The sequence below is a fragment of the Pseudomonas sp. G5(2012) genome (assembly GCF_000408945.1).
GTDB lineage: Bacteria > Pseudomonadota > Gammaproteobacteria > Pseudomonadales > Pseudomonadaceae > Aquipseudomonas > Aquipseudomonas umsongensis.
Map to the genome: position 1 here is coordinate 137,904 of NZ_APIO01000059.1, position 20,498 is coordinate 158,401.

At 60.9% G+C, this 20,498-nt stretch carries 20 protein-coding genes; 9 read left to right on the top strand and 11 right to left on the bottom strand.

What is annotated here, in order from left to right:
- The first annotated feature begins 83 nt into the window (after positions 1-83).
- On the top strand, positions 84-1,706 hold the full coding sequence (locus tag PG5_RS18780) for a methyl-accepting chemotaxis protein (protein WP_020798700.1): 1,623 nt from the start codon (positions 84-86) through the stop codon (positions 1,704-1,706).
- A gap of 6 nt (positions 1,707-1,712) precedes the next feature.
- Here the strand turns inward: PG5_RS18780 and PG5_RS18785 are convergent, their stop codons facing one another.
- The 4 genes from PG5_RS18785 to PG5_RS18800 all read right to left on the bottom strand — a co-directional run bounded on the left by PG5_RS18785 (position 1,713) and on the right by PG5_RS18800 (position 5,612).
- The gene (locus tag PG5_RS18785; RefSeq protein ID WP_020798701.1) at positions 1,713-2,591 is read right to left on the bottom strand and encodes a DMT family transporter; all 879 of its coding nucleotides are present in this window, start codon (positions 2,589-2,591) and stop codon (positions 1,713-1,715) included.
- Between the two features lie 128 nt (positions 2,592-2,719).
- Positions 2,720-3,535, bottom strand: a complete 816-nt coding sequence (locus PG5_RS18790) for a sugar phosphate isomerase/epimerase (protein WP_020798702.1) — start codon at positions 3,533-3,535, stop codon at positions 2,720-2,722.
- A 2-nt stretch (positions 3,536-3,537) separates the two neighbouring features.
- Positions 3,538-4,593 (bottom strand): Gfo/Idh/MocA family protein, encoded by a 1,056-nt coding sequence (locus PG5_RS18795; protein ID WP_033043181.1) that lies wholly within the window; start codon positions 4,591-4,593, stop codon positions 3,538-3,540.
- Positions 4,594-4,835: 242 nt separating this feature from the next.
- Positions 4,836-5,612: an IclR family transcriptional regulator gene (locus PG5_RS18800; RefSeq protein WP_020798704.1), complete on the bottom strand. Its 777-nt coding sequence runs from the start codon at positions 5,610-5,612 to the stop codon at positions 4,836-4,838.
- Between the two features lie 176 nt (positions 5,613-5,788).
- Between PG5_RS18800 and PG5_RS18805 the strand changes: the two genes are divergently transcribed.
- From PG5_RS18805 to PG5_RS18825, 5 genes are all read left to right on the top strand, one after another.
- Positions 5,789-7,537, top strand: coding sequence for an FAD-dependent oxidoreductase (locus PG5_RS18805; protein ID WP_020798705.1), 1,749 nt, complete (start codon positions 5,789-5,791; stop codon positions 7,535-7,537).
- Positions 7,521-8,354 (top strand): aldo/keto reductase, encoded by an 834-nt coding sequence (locus PG5_RS18810; protein WP_020798706.1) that lies wholly within the window; start codon positions 7,521-7,523, stop codon positions 8,352-8,354. Before PG5_RS18805 ends, PG5_RS18810 begins: the two co-directional genes overlap by 17 nt.
- A gap of 149 nt (positions 8,355-8,503) precedes the next feature.
- On the top strand, positions 8,504-9,373 hold the full coding sequence (locus tag PG5_RS18815) for a neutral zinc metallopeptidase (protein WP_020798707.1): 870 nt from the start codon (positions 8,504-8,506) through the stop codon (positions 9,371-9,373).
- 148 nt (positions 9,374-9,521) lie between these two features.
- Entirely contained in the window at positions 9,522-10,415 is an 894-nt protein-coding gene (locus tag PG5_RS18820) for a neutral zinc metallopeptidase (RefSeq protein WP_020798708.1), read from the top strand.
- A complete protein-coding gene (locus PG5_RS18825) occupies positions 10,416-11,372 on the top strand; it encodes an alpha/beta fold hydrolase (protein WP_020798709.1) in 957 nt (318 codons plus the stop codon). It begins immediately after the preceding gene.
- A gap of 36 nt (positions 11,373-11,408) precedes the next feature.
- Here the strand turns inward: PG5_RS18825 and PG5_RS18830 are convergent, their stop codons facing one another.
- The 3 genes from PG5_RS18830 to PG5_RS18840 all read right to left on the bottom strand — a co-directional run bounded on the left by PG5_RS18830 (position 11,409) and on the right by PG5_RS18840 (position 13,544).
- Positions 11,409-12,002 carry an HAD family hydrolase gene (locus PG5_RS18830; RefSeq protein WP_020798710.1) on the bottom strand — a complete coding sequence of 198 codons (594 nt, stop codon included), beginning with the start codon at positions 12,000-12,002 and terminating at the stop codon, positions 11,409-11,411.
- Entirely contained in the window at positions 11,999-12,868 is an 870-nt protein-coding gene (tesB, locus tag PG5_RS18835; protein ID WP_020798711.1) for an acyl-CoA thioesterase II, read from the bottom strand. Before tesB ends, PG5_RS18830 begins: the two co-directional genes overlap by 4 nt.
- Before the next feature lie 106 nt (positions 12,869-12,974).
- A complete protein-coding gene (locus PG5_RS18840) occupies positions 12,975-13,544 on the bottom strand; it encodes a GNAT family N-acetyltransferase (RefSeq protein ID WP_020798712.1) in 570 nt (189 codons plus the stop codon).
- A 75-nt stretch (positions 13,545-13,619) separates the two neighbouring features.
- Here PG5_RS18840 and PG5_RS18845 point away from each other — a divergent pair, with 75 nt between their 5' ends.
- Both PG5_RS18845 and PG5_RS18850 read left to right on the top strand, forming a co-directional pair.
- Positions 13,620-14,540, top strand: a complete 921-nt coding sequence (locus tag PG5_RS18845; RefSeq protein WP_033043192.1) for a histone deacetylase — start codon at positions 13,620-13,622, stop codon at positions 14,538-14,540.
- 281 nt (positions 14,541-14,821) lie between these two features.
- Positions 14,822-16,063: a TIGR03862 family flavoprotein gene (locus tag PG5_RS18850; RefSeq protein ID WP_116287627.1), complete on the top strand. Its 1,242-nt coding sequence runs from the start codon at positions 14,822-14,824 to the stop codon at positions 16,061-16,063.
- A gap of 148 nt (positions 16,064-16,211) precedes the next feature.
- Here PG5_RS18850 and PG5_RS18855 read toward each other — a convergent pair whose 3' ends face one another.
- A complete protein-coding gene (locus PG5_RS18855) occupies positions 16,212-17,549 on the bottom strand; it encodes a DEAD/DEAH box helicase (protein WP_020798716.1) in 1,338 nt (445 codons plus the stop codon).
- A 65-nt stretch (positions 17,550-17,614) separates the two neighbouring features.
- The gene (gene yedA, locus PG5_RS18860; RefSeq protein WP_020798717.1) at positions 17,615-18,556 is read right to left on the bottom strand and encodes a drug/metabolite exporter YedA; all 942 of its coding nucleotides are present in this window, start codon (positions 18,554-18,556) and stop codon (positions 17,615-17,617) included.
- 165 nt (positions 18,557-18,721) lie between these two features.
- Here yedA and PG5_RS18865 point away from each other — a divergent pair, with 165 nt between their 5' ends.
- Positions 18,722-19,180 carry an Lrp/AsnC family transcriptional regulator gene (locus PG5_RS18865; protein ID WP_020798718.1) on the top strand — a complete coding sequence of 153 codons (459 nt, stop codon included), beginning with the start codon at positions 18,722-18,724 and terminating at the stop codon, positions 19,178-19,180.
- Between the two features lie 125 nt (positions 19,181-19,305).
- Here the strand turns inward: PG5_RS18865 and PG5_RS18870 are convergent, their stop codons facing one another.
- The gene (locus PG5_RS18870) at positions 19,306-19,917 is read right to left on the bottom strand and encodes a PolC-type DNA polymerase III (protein ID WP_020798720.1); all 612 of its coding nucleotides are present in this window, start codon (positions 19,915-19,917) and stop codon (positions 19,306-19,308) included.
- 22 nt (positions 19,918-19,939) lie between these two features.
- On the bottom strand, positions 19,940-20,419 hold the full coding sequence (locus tag PG5_RS18875) for an NYN domain-containing protein (RefSeq protein ID WP_007946629.1): 480 nt from the start codon (positions 20,417-20,419) through the stop codon (positions 19,940-19,942).
- Positions 20,420-20,498 lie beyond the last annotated feature (79 nt).

Genomic DNA, 20,498 nt, shown 5'->3' on the forward strand with positions numbered 1-20,498 from the left:
GGCCCGGATTCGGGCCTGCGCTTTTTTTGTGCCTGTTTTTTATGAATCCGTGAATGTTCGTTCATCGCCAAGGAGGTGAAACCATGTCGCCAGGTCACTTGAGCATCGCCAAGCGCGCCATGATCAGCTTCGGCCTCATCGCCTTGCTGGTCCTGTTGCAAGGTTTGTTCGCTCTCAAGCAGGTCGCCGAAGTACGCGCCACCGGCCAGCACACCGAGAACGTCTCCCTGCCCAGCACCCGTTATCTGGGTGAAATTCGCGACTACGTCCTGAGCATTCGCGTACTCAGCCTGCGCATGGCGCTCAATCGCGAGCCCAAGGTGCTCGACGCGACCGTCACGCGCCTGCATCAAGTGCAGGGCTGGCTTGCCCAGGCACTGGAAAAGTTCACCCCGCTCGTAGGCGACTACAACCGGGTGCCGTACGAAAATTTCGTGGCGACGGTCACCCGCTACCGCGAGGCGCTGGCGCAATACGAACGCCTGTCGCAGGCAAACCGCCTCGACGAAATGACCGCACTGCTCAATGGCGAAATCCAGGACTACTCGACTCGCAGCGGCGACCAGTTCGCCGAACTGGTCGCGCTTACCGCCGACGAAGTCAGTCAGTCCGCCGCGCAAGCCGACACGCTCTATGGCCAGGTGAAAATCACGGTGATCGGGGCCTTGCTGGGCGTGTCGCTGCTGACCGTTATGCTCGCCTGGCTGCTGATCCGCAGTATCGTGGTGCCCATCCGCCAGGCGGTGGCAGTGGCCGAGCAAGTGGCGGCCGGCGATCTCGGCACACCGATACACAGCCAGGGTGGCGATGAAACCGCGCGCCTGCTCACCGCCCTGTCGATCATGCAGACCAGCCTGCGCGAAACCCTGCAGCAAATCAGCACCGCGTCGAACCAGTTGAATGCAGCCGCCGAGCAAATGCAGCAGAGCACCCACGAGGATTCCGGGCGACTGCAGCAGCAACACAACGAAATCGAACAAGCCGCCACCGCGGTCAATGAGATGACGGTCGCGGTGGAAGAAGTCGCACGCAATGCCGTGTCGACGTCTGACAGCACGCGTCAGTCGACACAGCAGGCCAGCCAGGGCCAGGTGCGGGTCATCGAGACACTGGACTCGATTCAGGCCATGAGCGCCGATGCCGGCATCGCCCTGCAACAGGTACAAACCCTGGCCGAGCAATCCCGGGAAATCGGCAAGGTGCTCGACGTGATTCGCGCCATCGCCGAACAGACCAACCTGCTGGCGCTCAATGCCGCGATCGAGGCGGCACGGGCCGGGGAAGCCGGGCGTGGTTTTGCGGTGGTCGCCGATGAAGTGCGCGCACTGGCCCATCGCACCCAGCAATCGACCCGGGAAATCGAACAGATGATCGGCCGGGTCCAGGGCGATACCGAGAGTGTGGTGCAGTCGATGCATGGCAACAGTCAGCGCGTCGCCGCCACCCTGTCGATTGCCGAAGAAGCTGGCCTCGCGCTGGCGCAAATCACCCGGGCCATGGAGCAGATCCACGAGCGCAACCTGGTGATCGCAAGCGCATCGCAAGAGCAATCCGCCGTGGCCCGCGAAGTGGACAGGAATCTGCTGAACATCCGCGACCTGTCACTGCAAAGTGCCGATGCTTCGACCCGCACGAGCGCCACCAGCCAACAACTGTCGCAATTGGCTGCAGGCCTGCAGAACCTGGTGCTGCGCTTCAGGTTCTGAGTGACCTCAACGGCGGCTTTGTTGCCATGCCGCCGCCAGGCCACTGCAGCAAATTATGGCGATCCCGACGATGGTGGTCAGGGTCGGCGTGTGGGAAAACAGCAGCCAGCCCAGCAGGCCGGCAAACACGATCTGGCAATAGCTGAAGGGTGCCAGCAAGGCCGGCGCCGCATGGCGGAAGGCCTGGGTCAAGAACAGGTGCGCGGTCATGCCGCAGGCACCCAGCGCCAGCATCATTGCGCCGTGCAGCAAGGTCGGCACCTGCCAGAAGAACGGCACCAGTGCACTCATGACCAAGGTGTTGCACAGCCCGGCAAAAAAGTTGCTGGTGGTCGGGCTGTCGATCTCACTGAGCTTGCGGGTCAGCAGTTGGTAGAAGCAGAAAAACAGCGCCGAGCACAATGGCAGCAGCACCGCCGGGGTGAACAAATCACCACCGGGATGGACGATGACCAGCACCCCGATAAACCCGCAAATCACCGCCAGCCATTGGCCTCGGGTGACCTTCTCCCCCAGCAACGGCACCGACAATGCCGTGACCAGCACCGGCGCCAGGAAGTTGACCGAGGTTGCCTCGGCCAGCGGGATGTACATCAACCCCGTGGTGAAAAACAGGCTGGTGCCCAGCAGACATAACGCCCGAACCAGTTGCAGCAGCGGCCGCTTGGTACGCAGCACGCGCAGCCCGGATTGCGGCAGGAATATCCCCGCCATCAGCAAGGTATGCACCACATAACGCGCCCAGACCACCATGACAATCGGATAGAACCCGGAAAGGTACTTCGATATGGCGTCATGGCTGGAAAACAGGAAGGTTGCGACAACGATCAGCAGGATCCCTTTGAAGGGTTTGTTGACGCCGGAAAGCGGGGTGCTGACGGTCATTGGGGTTCCTTTGTGTACATCAAAAGTCAAAGCCTCACAGGCAAGCCACGCCCCCAGGAATCAGCAAAGAATCTGTGGGAGCGTGGCTTGGCCTGGGCGGCACTCCGACGATAGGTGCGCAGCACCGCTTACAGCCGCGCCAACAATTCGCGGGTTTTATCCAACGCCATTTGCGCTCGTTCCAATCCGCTCACGCCCTGCTCAAGCAGTCGCACGGTGGGAATCTCCAGGCTCAATGGAATGTTAGCCGGCAAACACCGCAACAGCCCCGGCAGATCACAATCGCCGTCGCCGGGAAAACGCCGTTCATTACGCGCCTGCCGCAAGATCTCTGCCATGTCTTGCGGCCTGGGACCCGCCACGTCACACAACTGCGCATACCGTAACCGCGAGGGGGCAACCCTGGCCAGATCTTCCAGCCGCGATCCAGAGCGATCGAAGTGAAAGGCGTCGACCAGCACCGCCGCGTTTTCGCGCTCAGCCTTTTCCACGATGCGCACGGCTTGCTGCAAATCGCGCGCGTCGGTCCAGGGCATGAACTCCAGGTGCGGATGCAACCCGTAAGGCGCCGCCAGATCACACAGCCGGGCAAAATTCTCTGTCATTCGTTGCTCGTCAGGATCGTTACCCGCCACCAGCAATTCACTGGCACCGAATTCGGCACCCACTGCCAGCACCCGCTCGAAATCGGCAACAACGGTGTCCGGTTTCAGCCGCAGGATCTCGACATCCAGGACACGAATGCCGGTATCGCGCAGACGTGCCAGGGTCTGGCGCCGCAGCTCTTCATCGGCCACCAACGCGAAATGGTGTTCCTCTGGCGTCGCTGGCACCAGGCGTAAGCCGACATGACTGTAACCGGCCCGTGCCGCGACTTCGACCATGTCCGGTGGTGACAACTCCAGCACAGTCAGACTGGCCAGGGAAAAGATTCGTTCACTCATGGTCAATCCTCGATCAAGGCCGGTGCGCAGGCGCGCCCGGTTTCAGCGGCTTGGCGAATCGCCTCGACCAGCGCCAGGGTGCGGGCTGCATCGGCGGCACTCACCAGCGGTTCGACCTCCCCACGTGCAACGCGCACGAAGTGTTGCAACTGCAAGCGCAGCGCTTGATCGACACTGAAAGGCTCGTCAGTCGAGACCAGGGGTTGATGCCATCCACCGTCCGCTTGCGTGTAGTGCCAATGCTTGAGCTGCGGGATGCTCAGCGCCCCAGCGGTTCCCGCCAGCAAATAGCACGGTTGATCGGCCTGGCGTGGATACACCGGGTTCTCCCCCGAGCCCAGCTCCCAGCTCCAGGGTGCCGCCACCGCATCGGACCCGGTCAGGCTGCCCAGCGCACCGTTGTCGAATTGCAACAGCACCGCCGCGCAATCCTCATTGGCAAACCCCCGAACGGAATTACTGGTGATGGCCTGCACCTGGCGAACTTCACCACACAGATGCCTGAGCAGATCCAGGTCGTGGATCAGGTTGGTCAACAACATGCCCGCACCGGGTTCACGGCGCCAGGCCGTTTCGAAATAGCTATCGGGCTTGCGCAATTGCCAGAGAGCGGTGACGGTGCTCAATCGGCCCAACGCGCCGCTGTGGACAAGTTCATGGGCGCGGACGATCAACGGATTGTGGCGTCGATGATGACCGACCAACACCGCAACACCGCTCGATTTAGAGGCAGTCACCAGCTCACGGGCCTCATCCAGGTGCACGCCCACCGGCTTTTCCAGCAACACCGGTACGCCGGCAGCCAGGCAATCGAGTGCGGTGTTGACGTGCAGCACGTTCGGGTTGGCGATAATGACGGCCGCAGGCTTCGCCTGCTCCAGCATCTGAAGATGATCGGCGAAATACTCCACCCCCCATTCCTTCGCGAGACCCGATGCGTGCGGACCGGGGTCGGCCACTGCGCACAAAGTCGCTTCATTGAGGGTTTTCAGCTGCTGGTAATGCTGTTGGCCCATATTGCCAGTGCCGATAAGGGCTATTCGCAATGGTGAACTCAAGGTGCGGTCCTCTTGTGATTGTTGTTGAAAGGTTCGACATCAACAATTTAGAATCGAGTTCCAGATTCTTACACACGCGCACATTGAAAGTGTTCGAACAGCGCACAGCTTTAAAAAGCTCAACACAGATCAAATGTGAGAGCGGGCTTGCTCGCGAATGCGGTGTGTCATACAGCTTAAATATTGACTTACGCTCCGTCGTTCGCGAGCAAGCCCGCTCCCACAGGGGTTTTGTAGAGGCTTTAGCTAAATAGTTCTGAGGCCAGACTCGCGGCCGACAACTCCTCGGTAAACGCTAACAACAACGGTGCCAATTCATGCAGCCGCGCCCCCGGCATCCGCGCACTCGGCCCGGCGATGCTGAGCACGCCGATCACCCGGCCATCACCGGGATGACGCACCACCGCGGCAATCGCCGAGGTACCTACCGCAGAACTTTCCTCGACACAGGCGTAGCCCTGCTCCCGTGCCAGACGCAAGCGTTCAAGCAATTCAATGTTGGACCTTGGGGCATTCGGGCCTAGCTCCAGCGGCGGGGCCGCTGCCTGGCGCTCCACCAGCGACAACGCTTCGGCATCGCTCATGCACGCCAGCCAGGCATGGCCGGAAGCGGTATAGAACAGCGGCGCATCCCGGCCCATATCGGGGTCATAACGCAGGCCGGAACGAGCCCCCTGGGACTTGGCGATCCAGGTCTGGCGCTCGCCTTCGATCACTCCCAGACGCACCAGTTCGCCGGTTTCCTGAGCCAACCGGTCGAGCACCGGTTGCACGATATCGGCGCCGCTGCTCGACAGATAGCGGAAACCCATCGCCACCAACCGGGTCGACAAGTGGTAGCGCAAATTTTCTGGATTCTGCCGCACGTAGCCGAGCCGGATCAGCTCGGCAAGCAAGCGGTGGGTAGCACTCTTGGGGATGTCCAACTGCTCCGCCAGCACCTGCATCGGCAGGCCACGAGGGTCGCTGGTGAGGCTTTCCAGCACACTGAAAACACGTTCGATCTGACTGCCAGCCATGGGGATGTCCACGCAAAATTTGTTCGATTCTAGAAGAGAACCTGAGGAATGCGAAATCTGGAACTGCCCGTGCGATAACCGCCCGTTTTATACAGTTCAGTCTTGCCGCCCCTCTTTCTGCCTCATATATTTTCTGGAATTCAATTCCAAAATAAACCACAGCGGAGTTTCAAACCATGCCTGCCCAACCGTACTGCTCCCCCGACATCGATTGCGATGTGCTGATTGTCGGCTCCGGTGCGGCGGGCCTGGCAACAGCCGTGACGGCCGCTTGGCATGGCCTGAAAGTGATAGTGGTGGAAAAGGACCCGTTTTTTGGCGGCGCCACCGCCTGGTCCGGTGGCTGGGCGTGGGTACCGTGCAATCCCCTGGCCCGACGGGCCGGCATCGTCGAAGACGTTGAACAACCGCGCACTTACTTGAAACACGAACTGGGTGATCGCTATGACCCGGCAATGATCGACGCCTTCCTTGAAGCCGCTCCGCGCATGGTCACGTTCTTCGAACAGCACACCTCGCTGCAATTCGCCGATGGCAACGCGATTGCCGACATTCACGGCGACACGCCGGGCGCCGGTACCGGTGGGCGTTCGGTGATCGCCGCGCCTTATGACGCGCGCAACGTCGGCAAGCTGCTCAAGCGCCTGCGCAAAACCATGCGCGAAACTTCCTTCATGGGCATGCCGATCATGGCGGGCGCAGACCTTGCCGCGTTTCTCAACCTGACCCGTTCGTTGCCGGCGGCCTGGCACGTTACCCGACGTTTCACTCGCCATCTGCTCGACCTTGTCGTGCATGGCCGGGCGATGCAACTGGTCAACGGCGTGGCGCTTGTAGCGCGCCTGGCCAAATCCGCCGACGATCTTGGCGTGTTGCTGTGGGAATCAGCCCCCGTTACTGAGTTGTTGCGCACCAACGATAGGGTACAAGGCGCGGTGGTTCGCAATGCAAAGGGTTCGATCCGTATCAACGCAAGCAGGGCGGTGGTGCTCGCGGCCGGCGGTTTTGCCAATGACGTCGAACGGCGCAAGTCCCTCTTCCCCCGTACACCAACCGGACACGAACACTTGGCACTGCCGCCCCTCGGCGTGTCTGGCGATGGCCTGCGGCTGGGCGAGAGCGCCGGCGCCAAAGTCGATACCAACCAGGCATCGCCGGTGGCCTGGGCTCCGGTTTCACGAGTGCCATACCGTGATGGCAGTATCGGCCACTTCCCGCACATCATCGAGCGCGGCAAGCCTGGAATCATCGGTGTGCTGAGCAACGGTCAACGCTTCGTCAACGAAGCCAACGGCTACTACGACTATGTGACAGCCATGGTCGCCAGCGCCCCGCCCGGCGAAGAAGTGGCCTCCTGGCTGATCTGCAGCCATGGCTTTCAACGACGTTATGGCCTGGGTATTTCCCGGCCGTTTCCGGTGCCGCTGTCATCCTTTATCCGCAGTGGTTATCTGAAAACCGGCAAGACACTGGAGGAATTGGCACAGGCTTGCGGCATCGACCCGGTCGGCTTGCGCACCACCGTGTCGGACTACAACCGCCACGCGCGCAACGGCCAGGACCCGCAGTTCGGACGCGGCTCAACGCCCTATAACCGCAAACAGGGTGATGCGCTGCAGCAGCCCAACCCTTGCGTTGCGCCGATCGAGCAAGGACCGTTCTATGCGGTGAAAGTCGAACCGGGTTGTTTCGGCACCTTTGCCGGGCTCAAGGTCAATCAACACGCCCAGGTCCTCGACGACTCGGGCCAGGTCATCACCGGCCTTTACGCGGCGGGAGGCGACATGGCCAGCATCATGGGCGGCCACTACCCTGCTGGCGGCATCAACCTGGGGCCGGCGCTGACGTTCGGCTACATCGCCGCGCGTCATATCGCCGGCGTCACTGCTTATGAAAAGGAGATCGACCATGCAGCACATCGTTAACGCACAGGGTTTGAACATGCCCAAGCTCGGCCTCGGCACCTGGCCGATGCTCGGTGAAGCGTGCACGCGAGCAGTGGAACAGGCCCTGGCGCTGGGTTATCGACACATCGATACCGCTGCTGCCTACAACAATGAGGACGCTGTCGGTCAGGCGCTGCTGAACAGTCCGACACCCCGAGAACAAATCCACGTCACCAGTAAGGTCTGGTGGGACCAGTTACAACCCGACGCCATGCGCCATTCCATGGACCGCAGCCTCAAGGCCTTGCACAGCGACTACATCGACCTTTTCATGATCCATTGGCCCAGCACCGATTGGGACTTGCCGCGTACGATCGAAACCCTGGTGTCATTCAAGGAGCAAGGGCTGGCGCGCAATATTGGCGTGGCGAATTTTCCGCTCCCCCTGCTGCGCACCGTCGTCGAGGAACTCGCCGCGCCGTTGTCCGCCATTCAGGTCGAGTACCACGTGCTGCTTGGGCAAAACGCACTGCTGGACTACGCCCGTCAACACGATCTGGCACTGACGGCTTATTCGCCGCTGGCACGCAACAGGGTGACGGATGTTCCGGTTATCCAGCAGATCGCCGCCAAACACGGGGTATCGCCGACCCAGATCGCACTCAAATGGCTGCTGGATCAACCGAACGTGGCAGCTATCCCCAAGGCCAGTAGCGAGGCCAACCAATTGGCCAACCTGGCAGCGCTTGCCGTCAACCTGGATGATCAGGACCGTGCGCTGATCGCCGGCCTGTCCAAGCGCGAGCGTCTGGTCAGTCCGGACTTTGCACCGGTGTGGGACGCGTTCGATCGATAACCGCGAAAAAGCCACTTTCATTGTGCGACACCTGCCGCAATGACTGTGGCCTCACCAAACCTTACACATTTCACCCACACGCCTTTGCCAGTGCGGTTATTCATAGACCCGGCGCTATACGCCCCATCAATCTATGAGAGACCGTCAACATGCTATGGAACAAGGCAAGACGCAGCAAAAACGTGAACGACATACGCAAGGGCAAGGATGCCCGCACGCTTACAGGGACAACATTGGCCGCTGGGCTGGCCGCCGTCGCCCTGGCCAGCGCCGGGCTCTATTCGACACTGGACACGCCAGCAGACGCTACCAAGCTCGAACCTTCGTACACCCCGGATCGCCCCCTCCCTCAACCATCGATCGAGCCTGAAGTAGATCTGCAGTTAACGTTTGTCCAGTCGGTGCTGGGCGATACCGAAGACACCTGGAACCAACTGTTCGCGCAAATGGGCCGGCAATATCCACATCCCACCCTGACACTGTTCAACAATGGTGTGGTCTCGGGCTGTGGTTTCGCCAGCTCCGGCAGTGGCCCGTTCTATTGCCCGGGCAATCGGCAGGTGTATCTCGACCTCGAATTTTTCCGCACGCTTGAGCAGCAGTTTTCAGTGGTCGGTGACTTCGCGCGCGCCTACATCATCGCTCACGAAATCGGGCATCACGTGCAGCTTGAGCTGGGCCTTTCCGAACCGTTCGAAAAAGCCTTGCTCGAGCAACAACCCGTCAGTGGCGATGGCGGGCTGGAAGTGCGTGCGGAGTTGCAGGCCGATTGCCTGGCCGGTGTCTGGGCGCACCATGCGCAACAGCGCCTGGACTGGCTGGAGCCGGGGGATATTGAAGCTGCACTGCATGCGGCGGCAATGTTCGGAGACGACCAGTTGCAGGCAGCGCGCAATGCCCAGATTCGCCCAGAGACCTTCAGCCACGGCACTTCTCTGCAGCGCGTGAATTGGTTCAAGACCGGTTTCGCCACAGGCCTGCCGGAGGCCTGTGACACCTTCGCTGCCGAGGTGCTGTGATACCCGCCCGTCAATGAAGCCTCTAATGTCGCGGCCTGGATAGAACCGCTGCCGCTCATGGCTGTCTGACGACCGGACTGGCGCCGCTCCAACTGAGCAGCAACACTCATCCCACGGTTCTTTACCCGCAACATCAGAGGATTCCCACATGCTATGGAAAAAAGGCCGACGCAGCGACAACGTGGTCGATGCCCGTGGCGATGATGTCGGCGGCGGTGGCGGCGGGATGCGTTTTGGTGGCGGCAAGGGCCTGAGCCTGACGGCGATCCTGCTGATCGTGGGCATCGGCTGGATCACCGGCCAGGATCCCATGCAGATTCTCGGACAACTGACCGGGCAGATGAGCGAACAATCGGCGCCCACCACGTCGCAGACGCGCAAGGCGCCACCGGCCACTGATGAAGGGGCCGAGTTCGTCCGCTCGATTCTCGGTGATACCGAAGACACCTGGCGCCAGATTTTCCAGCAGGCGGACCGGCAATATAAGGATCCGACCCTGGTGTTGTTCAGCAATCGGGTCAATTCGGCCTGCGGACTGGCGACATCGGCGACCGGTCCCTTCTATTGCCCCGCAGACCAGAAGGTTTATCTGGACATGGCCTTCTTCCAGGAAATGTCGCAGCGCTTCGCTGCCGCGGGCGATTTCGCCCAGGCCTATGTGATCGCTCACGAAGTCGGTCACCACGTACAAACCTTGCTCGGTGTTTCGGCAAAGATTCAGGCTGCCCGCCAGCAAGGCCGGCAGATGGAAGGCGATGGTGGGTTGCTGGTGCGCCAGGAACTGCAAGCCGATTGCCTGGCCGGAGTCTGGGCCAACAACGCGCAGAAGCGCCTGAACTGGTTGGAGCCGGGCGATATTGAAGAAGCGTTAAACGCTGCGAACGCCATCGGCGACGATCGTTTGCAGCAACAAGGTCAGGGCCGTGTGGTGCCGGACTCGTTTACCCATGGTACGTCAGCGCAACGGGTGCGCTGGTTCAAAACCGGATTCGCCCAGGGCCAGGTTGGCCAGTGCGATACCTTTGCTGCGAAAAATCTGTAAATGAAAAAGTGGTGGTTAGTCTTACTGTTTACCTGCACAACATCCCAGGCTGCGGAGCATGGGGTCAAGGAAATCAGCCCCGGGCGCCTGTTGTTAAAGTCCGGTGAAATAGCGGTGGGCATCAGCCCGGCGCCGCCAAAAATCGAGCGGGTATTGATCATCGTCCATGGGCGCTTGCGCAATGCGCAGACCTACCTCCAGAGCGCCGAACGCGCGGCCGAACTGGCCGGGCAAAGCGCTACGACCCTGGTGATCGCGCCGCAATTTCTTAATGAAGACGACGTTGCACAGCACCCGGTAGCGGACACCGTCTTGCGCTGGCAAGGCAATGAGTGGATGGCGGGCGGTGAATCCACAGCCCCTTTTCGCCTGAGTTCCTACGAAGCGCTGGACGAAATCATTGCCCGCCTGGGTGATCGCCAGCAATTTCCGGACTTGAAGCAAATCGTCATTGCCGGTCATTCGGCTGGCGCTCAAGTGGTTCAGCGCTACGCCTTGCTGGGCCACGACCAGCCCGCCCTGGAAACTGCCGGCGTGCAGGTGCGCTATGTGATCGCTAACCCCTCTTCCTACACCTATTTCGATGAGCGTCGGCCAGTGGCCTTCAGTCATGCGGGTTGCCCGCAATTCAACCGCTGGAAATACGGTCTGACAGATCTACCTGCCTACGCAGAAGGACAAACTGCCGCGCTGCTGCAGGAAAAGTACCTCAAGCGCAACATCGTTTATCTGCTGGGGCAGCAGGACGTCGACCCGAACCACCCGGCGCTGGATAAATCCTGCGAGGCTAAGGCCCAGGGGCCGTATCGATTGGCCCGGGGGCGCTACTACTTCGCTTACCTGAAGCGGCTGCAACCGCAAGGGTTGCAGCAGCAACTGATTGAAGTGCCCGGGGTCGGGCATAACGGAGATGGGATGTTTACTTCACCGCAGGGGCAGCAGGCGTTGTTTCCGTAGGAGCTGCCGCAGGCTGCGATCTTTGCCCCTTAAAAATCACACCGACAGCATCTGCCGCAACTCGACACAATCGCTCGCATGCCAATCGGTCAACTCCGGCCACGGATTATCCGGCAGGTTGACCAACACCGTCCGCGCTCCCGCCGCACGACCGCAATCAAGGTCGAAACGGTAATCACCGACCATCACCATATCGCTGGCCGACACCTTCCAGGCTTCGGCCAGTTTCAGCAATCCTCCTGGGTGCGGCTTCGGTGGCGCCTCATCGCGACCCAACACATCTTCTACCGCAAAGCAGTCGGCCAGGCCGATAGCCTCCAGCGTGACATGCGCAAGTTCACGGGCATTGCGCGTGAGAATGCCCAGGCGATAACCGCGCCCGGCCAATTCACGCACCAACTCCACAGCCCCCGGGGCCGGTTTCGAACCTAGCGCCAGATCGCGCTCGTGCTCGAGCAGCCAGGCGTGTTTGGCGCTGGCTTCATCGGCCGGCAGCGCCGCCAGATGCGTCAGGATGTCGGCTTCAGGCGGGATCGCCAACGCGATGCGAATCGCTGCGAAATCATGCACAGCCACCGTCAGGGTGCCGTCCATGTCGAACACCCAATGACGTACGTCGGCCAGGCTCATGCCCAATCCTTGCGATGGCGAATCAGGCCTTCCTGGGTGACCGAGGCCACCAGTTGCCCGGCGCGGTTGAACACGCTGCCACGGGAGAAGCCGCGAGAGTTGCCGGCCCATGGGCTGTCCATCGCATACAGCAACCAGTCATCGGCGCGCAGGTCGGCGTGGAACCACAATGCGTGGTCGAGGCTGGCGACCTGCATGTCCTTGTGCCAGACCGATTTGCCGTGGGGCAGCATCGAGGTGGTCAGCAGACCGAAGTCCGAGGCGTAGGCCAGCAGATACTTGTGCAATGCCGGAGAGTCGGCCAAGGCGCCGTCGGCGCGAAACCAGACGTATTTGATCGGATCGCTGGCTTTCGGGTTGTAGGGATCTTCCGCGGTGACGGGCCGGAATTCGATCGGTTTCGGGCACAGCAGTTTTTCACGCATGTGCTCGGGGATCAGGTGAGCGCGTTGCTGGGTCAGTTCCAGTTCCGATGGCAGGTTTTCCGGTCCGACCACTTGCGGCATTTGGGTCTGGTGCTGGAAACCTTCTTCGTCGTACTGGAACGAGGCGCTGCAGGTGAAGATCGGCTGGCCTTTCTGGATCGCCGTGACCCGGCGAGTGCTGAAACTGCCGCCGTCGCGCACGCGGTCCACGGAATAAACCACTGGTAACTTGGCATCGCCCGGGCGCAGGAAATAACCATGCAGCGAATGCACATGGCGCGCCTCTTCAACGGTCTGACTAGCTGCCGACAGCGACTGACCGAGCACCTGGCCGCCGAACAGCTGACGAAAACCCAAGTCCTGGCTACGGCCGCGGAACAGGTTTTCTTCGATCGATTCCAGGCTCAGCAGGTCAACCAAATCATCCAACACTTGGCTCATTCAGACTCTCCTCACACAACGCAATGCCGCGCAGTCCTGGCTGCGTCGGTCGATTCACTTTCTGGCCCGTGCCAACATAGGGGCCATTGTAAACGTCCGTGCCAGGTTATCCATGCAAGGTTTGCAGCCATTGTTCGCGGCTGATGCGATACAGCACGTGGTGACGCAGGGGATGATCGAGGGCAAGCCTGGGATGATCGAAATCATCGGCCGGATCGTGTTGCATGCCGATCGCCTGCATGACTTTCTGCGACGGCAGGTTGCCGACCGTGGTAAAGGACACGACTTCATTCAGAACCAGGCGATCAAACCCGCAGCGTAGAGCGGTCCATGCCGCTTCGCTGGCATAACCCAGGCCCCAATGCTCGCGCGCCAGGCGCCAGCCGATTTCAATGGCCGGTGTGAAAGGCGCGTCGAAACCGACCACGCCCAGACCGGTAAAACCGATGAACTGGCCGGTGTCTTTGCGCTCCAGCGCCCAGAAGCCAAAACCGTGCTCGGCAAAGTGCTCGCGAACCCTGCCAATCAACGAGGCACTTTCCAATCGACTCAAGGGTGCGGGAAAATAGCGCATGACCTGTGGATCGGCGCACATCGCGGCAAACTCCGGCAAATCCTCATCGCGCCACTGCCGCAATAGCAATCGAGCGCTCGCCAGTTCGAGTATCGGCTCCATCGTTCCCCCCCCAATTCCATGCCGCCAGTCTACAACGCTGGTAGGATCCTTCACTCATTGCGCAACGAAATCATCATGCCACTGCCGCTGATCTACCACGAAGACTACAGTCCCGAGTTCCCGGCGGATCACCGCTTTCCCATGGACAAGTTTCGCCTGCTGCGCGATCACCTGGTGGACAGCGGTCTCACGCGCGACGCCGACCTGCTGCGCCCACAGTTGTGCCCAACGGACATTCTCGCCCTCGCCCATGACCCTTCGTATATCGAGCGCTACATGAGTGGCGACTTGTCCCGCGAGGACCAGAGGCGGCTCGGCCTGCCCTGGAGCGAAGCCCTGGCCCGGCGCACGGTGCGCGCGGTCGGCGGTTCGTTGCTGGCGGCGGAGCAGGCGCTGGAACATGGCCTGGCCTGCCACCTGGCGGGTGGCACCCACCATGCGCATTACGATTACCCCGCTGGCTTCTGCATCTTCAACGACCTGGCGGTGATCAGCCGTTTCCTGCTGGAGAGTGGCCGGGTCAATCGGGTGTTGATCTTCGACTGCGACGTGCATCAGGGCGACGGCACTGCACGTATTCTGCATGACACTCCAGAGGCGGTGACCGTTTCCCTGCACTGCGAAAAGAACTTTCCCACACGCAAGGCCGAAAGTGACTGGGACATCCCGCTTCCCAACGGCATGGGCGATGCCGATTACCTGAAAGTGGTGGACGATGCGCTCAACTACCTCTTGCCCCTCTATCAGCCGGACCTGGTGCTGTATGACGCGGGTGTCGATGTGCATAAGGATGATGCGCTCGGTTACCTGAAGCTGACAGACCAAGGCGTCGCCGCTCGCGATGAAGCCGTCATGCGCCATTGCCTGGGCCGCGATATCCCGGTGGTCGGCGTGATCGGCGGCGGGTACAGCAAGGACCGCCAGGCCCTCGCCCGCCGCCATGGCATCCTGCATCACAGCGCCGAGCGGGTCTGGCAGTCATCAGGCTGTCACTGAGTTGTGGATGCTTTACCCACAATGCCTGTGGAACCGCCTGTGGATAACCTGAGTGAAAGGGACTACAGACCATGCGGGGTGTGGGCTGCGGAGCGGTGGTTGTTTTTTAACCAGCCTCAATAACGCCAACGAAACCTTTGTGGGAGCGAGCCTGCTCGCGAAGGCGGCAGCACATCCAACCATGATGCGTCTGACATAACGCATTCGCGAGCAGGCTCGCTCCCACCGGGGACTGGGCTGTTAGAATGCCCGGCTTATCGGCCAAAACCGCAGTGCACCCCATGACTCAATCCCCGACCGCCTCCCCTTCCCATGTCGCCATCATCGGCGGCGGCCCCGCCGGCCTGATGGCGGCTGAAGTGTTGAGCCAGGCCGGGATCAAGGTCGACCTGTACGACGGCATGCCTTCGGTGGGGCGAAAATTCCTTCTGGCCGGCGTCGGCGGCATGAACATCACCCACTCCGAAGCCTACCCGGCCTTCCTCTCGCGCTATGCCGAACGCGCCCCACAGATTGCGCCGCTGCTGCGCGCCTTCGGTGCCGATGCGCTGTGCCAGTGGATTCACGGGCTGGGCATCGACACCTTCGTCGGCAGCTCCGGCCGCGTATTCCCCACCGACATGAAAGCCGCGCCGCTGTTGCGTGCCTGGCTCAAACGCCTGCGCGACAGCGGCGTAGTTATCCACACCCGCCACCGCTGGCTCGGCTGGGATGATCGCGGCGGTTTGCGCATCGACTGTCCCGATGGCGAAAAAACCGTTCAAGCCGATGCCACCTTGCTCGCCCTGGGTGGCGGCAGTTGGTCGCGCCTGGGTTCGGACGGCGGGTGGATGCTGCCACTGGAGCAAAAGGCTGTAGGACTCGCGCCGCTGCAGCCAAGTAATTGCGGCTTCGAGGTGCAGGCCTGGAGTGATTTGATGGTCAGCAAATTCGCCGGTGCGCCGCTGAAAAACATTGCGATCGGCCTCAATGATGACGCACCAAGGCTGGGTGAATGTGTGATCACTGCGACCGGGATTGAAGGGAGCCTGATCTACGCCCTGTCGGCAGCGATCCGTGAAGCGATCAACCAGCACGGCTCGGCAACCATTCACCTGGACCTGCTGCCAGGCCGGCCTGTGGATAAAATCCAGGCTGCACTGAGCAAGTCGCGCGGCTCACGCTCGATGGCTAAACATTTGCACAGTCAGTTGGGCATCGATGGGGTGAAAGCGGCGTTGTTGCGAGAGCTGACATCTGCCGAAACTTTTACCGACATGGCATTGCTGGCCAAAGCGATCAAGGCGTTGCCCCTAACCCTGGTGAAGACCCGACCATTGGACGAAGCCATCAGCAGCGCGGGCGGTGTGAAGTTCGAGTCGATGGATGAACGATTGATGCTCAAGCAAATGCCTGGGGTTTTCTGCGCGGGGGAAATGCTCGATTGGGAAGCGCCAACGGGCGGCTATCTGCTGACGGCGTGTTTCGCCAGTGGGCGTGCGGCGGGATTGGGGATGGTGGAGTGGTTGCAGCGCAAGGGCTGAAGACCAGGGCGCGCCCTTCGCGAGCAGGCTCGCTCCCACAATGGGTCTGTGTCGTACACAAATACAGTGTTCACAGAAGATCAATGTGGGAGCGAGCTAGCTCCGGGCGGCGCTCCGACGAAGGCGGCCTAACAGACGCCGCCGCTAATCAAGGCTTACGCTTACGCGGCCCAGTGTTGAACACCGGCACTTTGCGCACAGGCTTGATCGAAGGCTCCGCTGGCGCAGCCTCCCCGCTATCGACCCACTTGCCGAGATTGCGCTTACCGCCACCACCCGACGTTTTTGGCTTCTTCGGTTTCTTCGGCTTCTTGATTACCTGACCACTGGCGTCGGTGTCCGGCACGCGATGCTCTGGCTCGAAGTCCGGTTCGTTCTGACGCTTGAGCGTCTGGCGGGTCAACATCTCGATGGCCGACAGCAGATTCACTTCATCGGCGCACACCAGGGAAATCGCCTCGCCCGTGGAGCCGGCACGCCCGGTGCGACCGATGCGGTGGATGTAATCCTCGGCCACGATCGGCAAATCGAAGTTGACCACCAACGGCAGGTCTTCGATATCCAGGCCGCGGGCCGCGACATCGGTGGCGACCAGGATCTGCACTTCACTGAGCTTGAAGCGGTCCAGCGCGCGCTGACGAGTCGCCTGCGGTTTGTCGCCGTGGATGCCATCGGCGTTGATGCCCAGGCCCTGAAGTTTTTCCACCAGCGCGTCCACGCCGTTGCGGGTCTTGGCGAACACCAGCACTTGCTTCCACTTGCCCTTGCGCATCAAGTGCACAAACAGCTCCGGCTTGCGCTTCTTGTCCACCGTCACGATCCATTGCTTGACCGTATTGGCGGCAACGTTGCGCGGGCTGACTTCGATACTCAGCGGGTCATTGAGCATTTGCCCGGCCAGCAGGCGAATGTCGTCGGAGAACGTGGCGGAGAACAGCAGCGTCTGGCGCTTCTTGGGCAGTGCCCGATAGATATTCGCCAGTTCCTCGGAGAAACCCAGGTCGAGCATGCGATCGGCCTCGTCCAGCACCAGGGTTTGCAGCTGATTGAACTTCAGTGCGTTCTGGCGGAACAGGTCGAGCAAACGGCCCGGGGTCGCCACCAACAAGTCGACGCCGCTGCGCAGCTTCATCATTTGCGGGTTGATACTGACGCCACCGTACACCGCGTAGGTGCGCAACGGCAGGTTCTCGGCGTATTGGCGAACCGCTTCGTGAACCTGCTCGGCCAGCTCTCGGGTCGGCACCAGAATCAGCGCACGCACCGAGTTGGCGGTGACTTTCGGCCCTTCCATGGCCAGCAACTGCAGCAGTGGCAGCGCGAAACCGGCGGTCTTGCCGGTGCCGGTCTGGGCGGCGGCCATCAGGTCGCGACCGGCCAGCACCGCCGGAATGGCTTGCGCCTGAACTGGCGTCGGAGTCTGGTAGCCGAGCGTCTCAAGGGAGCGCAGCAAGGGTTCGATCAGGCCAAGGGTGGCGAAAGTCATTGGAGTACCGTAGGAAAAATCAGCGCGATTACGCGAAACATGTTTGCAATGGCGCGCAGTTTACCCTAATTCACGCGGGATTCTGTCGGCACCGCCGTCGGCTCCAACTTCACCACTGGCCGTTCCGGTGTGCGACGCCACTGCGGCAGGCCAATCAGCACCACGGCACTGATGATCACCAACATGGCCAATGCTTCTTCGATGCCAATGGTTTCTCCGACAAACACGATCCCCAGCAACACGGCCACCGCCGGGTTGACGTAGGCATAACTGGTGGCCGCCGCCGGACGCACATGCTTGAGCAGATACATGTAGGCGTTGAAGGCAATGATCGAGCCGAACACGGTCAAGTACGCCAGCGCTGCCCAACCCTCGATGGGCGGGACCTGCTCCAGGTGCTCGCCGCTTACCGCACTGCCGATCAGCAATACCACGCCCCCCACCAGCATTTCCACGGCACTGGCCATTGCGCCCTGAGGCAACGGCAAGTGTTTGCTCCACACTGAGCCGAATGCCCAGGTTGCCGCGGCAAAGATCAGTAATGCCGCACCTAAAGGACTCGATTGCAGGTTGGAGCCGAGATTAAGCATGACGATGCCAATCATCCCGAGTGCAACACCCGCCCATTCAAGACGGGTATTGCGCGCGCCCCAGAAGTAGCCACAGAGCAAGGTAAACAGCGGCACCGTCGCCACTGCCAGCGCGGCCACGCCGGAAGCCACGCCCGTGTGCTCGGCCACGCTGACCGCACCGTTGCCGCACGCCAGCAACAATACGCCGATGATCCCCGCAGCTTTCCATTGCGCCCAGGTCGGGGCTGGTGCCCCGCGCCAGCGCAGGTAGGCGTACATCAGGCTTCCAGCGATCACGAAGCGAATGCCGGCGAGCAGCAAGGGCGGCCAGTACTCCACACCGATGCGGATCACCAGGTAGGTCGAGCCCCAAATCACGTACAGCGCGAAAAAGGCAGCGATCAACGGTAAGGGGAAGCGACGTAGGCCGGACATGATGGGCAGCTCACAGGCAGAACAGGTGAACGGCTATTCTAGAAAGGCTAACGCTGGAAAATAAGTTACAAAACCTGTTTAAACCGCCGGTACACTTTTCAAAACACGGAGTTCAGCGCTATAAACCGTGCTTTCGAAAGTCGGTCATTTTCAGGAGCTGCCTCGATGGATAAGTACGACCGCATGCTGCTCAGCGCCCTGCTGGAAAACGGACGCGCGTCCTACGCCGACCTCGCGCGCAAGGTCAACCTTTCCGCCCCGGCCGTGGCCGAACGCGTGGCCAAACTCGAAGCCAGCGGCGTGATTACCGGTTACCAGGCGAAAGTCGACATGGCCAAGCTCGGCTTGCCGATCCAGTGTGTGATTGAACTGCGCCTGAACCAGCACGGCAACCAGAAAGCCTACGACGACCTGATCAAGATCCCGCAACTGACTGAATGCCACCGCGTGACTGGTGATCCTTGCGTGATCATGCAAGCGGCGGTGGGGTCGATGCCTGAGCTGGAAGAGTTGATCAACCGGATTGCCACGTTTGGCTTCAGCAAGACGTCGATCGTGTTGTCGAGTGCGATAGAGAAGCGGGTGCCGTTGGGGCAGTTGGAAGGGAATGGCAAGGGCATTTAATTGTTGTAGGTGATCCACTGTGGGAGCGAGCCTGCTCGCGAAAGCGGAGTGTCAGTCGACATCAATGTTGAATGATCAATTGATTTCGCGAGCAGGCTCGCTCCCACAGGGGAATCCTGTCGCGGTCAGAACCCACGATGCCGCTTCAGGTGTTCATTGACCTTCGCCGCCGGCACTTTCTGCAATTTGCACAACAGATCATGGGACAGCTCGCTCAGGCCATGCCTGTGCCGCAGTTCTTCGGCCAGGTGCACCGTCAGGTTAGCCGCCATTTCGGCATCGGCCATAGCCCGGTGAGCCTTGCCGGTGTGGGGCAGGTTGGCGAAGGTGGTGAGGGTGCCGAGCTTGTGGTTAGGTGCCGCAGGCATCAGGCGTCGGGCCAGCAACAGTGAGCAGGCAAAGTTCTGCAGGCGCGTGCGTTTGATCCGCCCCAGTTCGAAGTCCCAGAACTTCTGGTCGAACGCGGCGTTGTGGGCCAGCAATGGCGTGGTGCCGACAAACTCGTTGACCTCGTTCATCACCTGCTCGGCCGAAGGCGCGGTGCGCAGCATGGCGTTGCTGATGCCGGTCAGTTGCTCGATGAAGCCCGGGACGCGCACGCCGGCGTTCATCAGGCTCTGGTAACGCTCGACGATGCGCCCTTGTTCAAGGATCACCACGGCAATTTCCGTGGCCCGGCAACTGCTGCTCGGAGAGATCCCGGTGGTTTCAAAGTCGATGACTGCTATGCGTTCCAAACCTGTTTGAACTCCGTAAAAATCAATTCTTGAGCAGCAACGCGCCTTCGATCGGCACGTAGCGGCTGGCGGCGCGGATCAGCGAGTTGGCCGTCAGGCCCGGTACGCCGTAGGCCACCGCTTGCACGCCGTGCTTGCTGATGATGCGTTCCAGCAGCATGTCGAAATCACCGTCGCCAGAGGCCAGCACCACTTCATCGACATGGTCGGCCGCGTCCATGATGTCGAGGGTGATGCCCACGTCCCAGTCGCCCTTCGCCGAGCCGTCGCTGCGCTGGATATAGGGCTTGAGCTTCACGGTGAAACCGAGGTTGCGCAGGATCTGCTGGAACTGCTGCTGTTTGCTGTCGCCACGATCGATCGCGTAGGCGTAGGCCTCGACAATTTCGCCTTGCTTGCTGATATCAGCCCACAACGCGGCATAGTTGAAGTGGCAGCCATAAGCCTGGCGCACTGTGTAGTAGAGGTTCTGGACATCGGCGAACACTGCGATTTTTTTCACCGGACACCTCGATAAAGCGCAGGCAGGATCAGGCACCAGGCCCGAAAAGTCGCCCAGTATGCCAGCCAAAAGCAGAGTT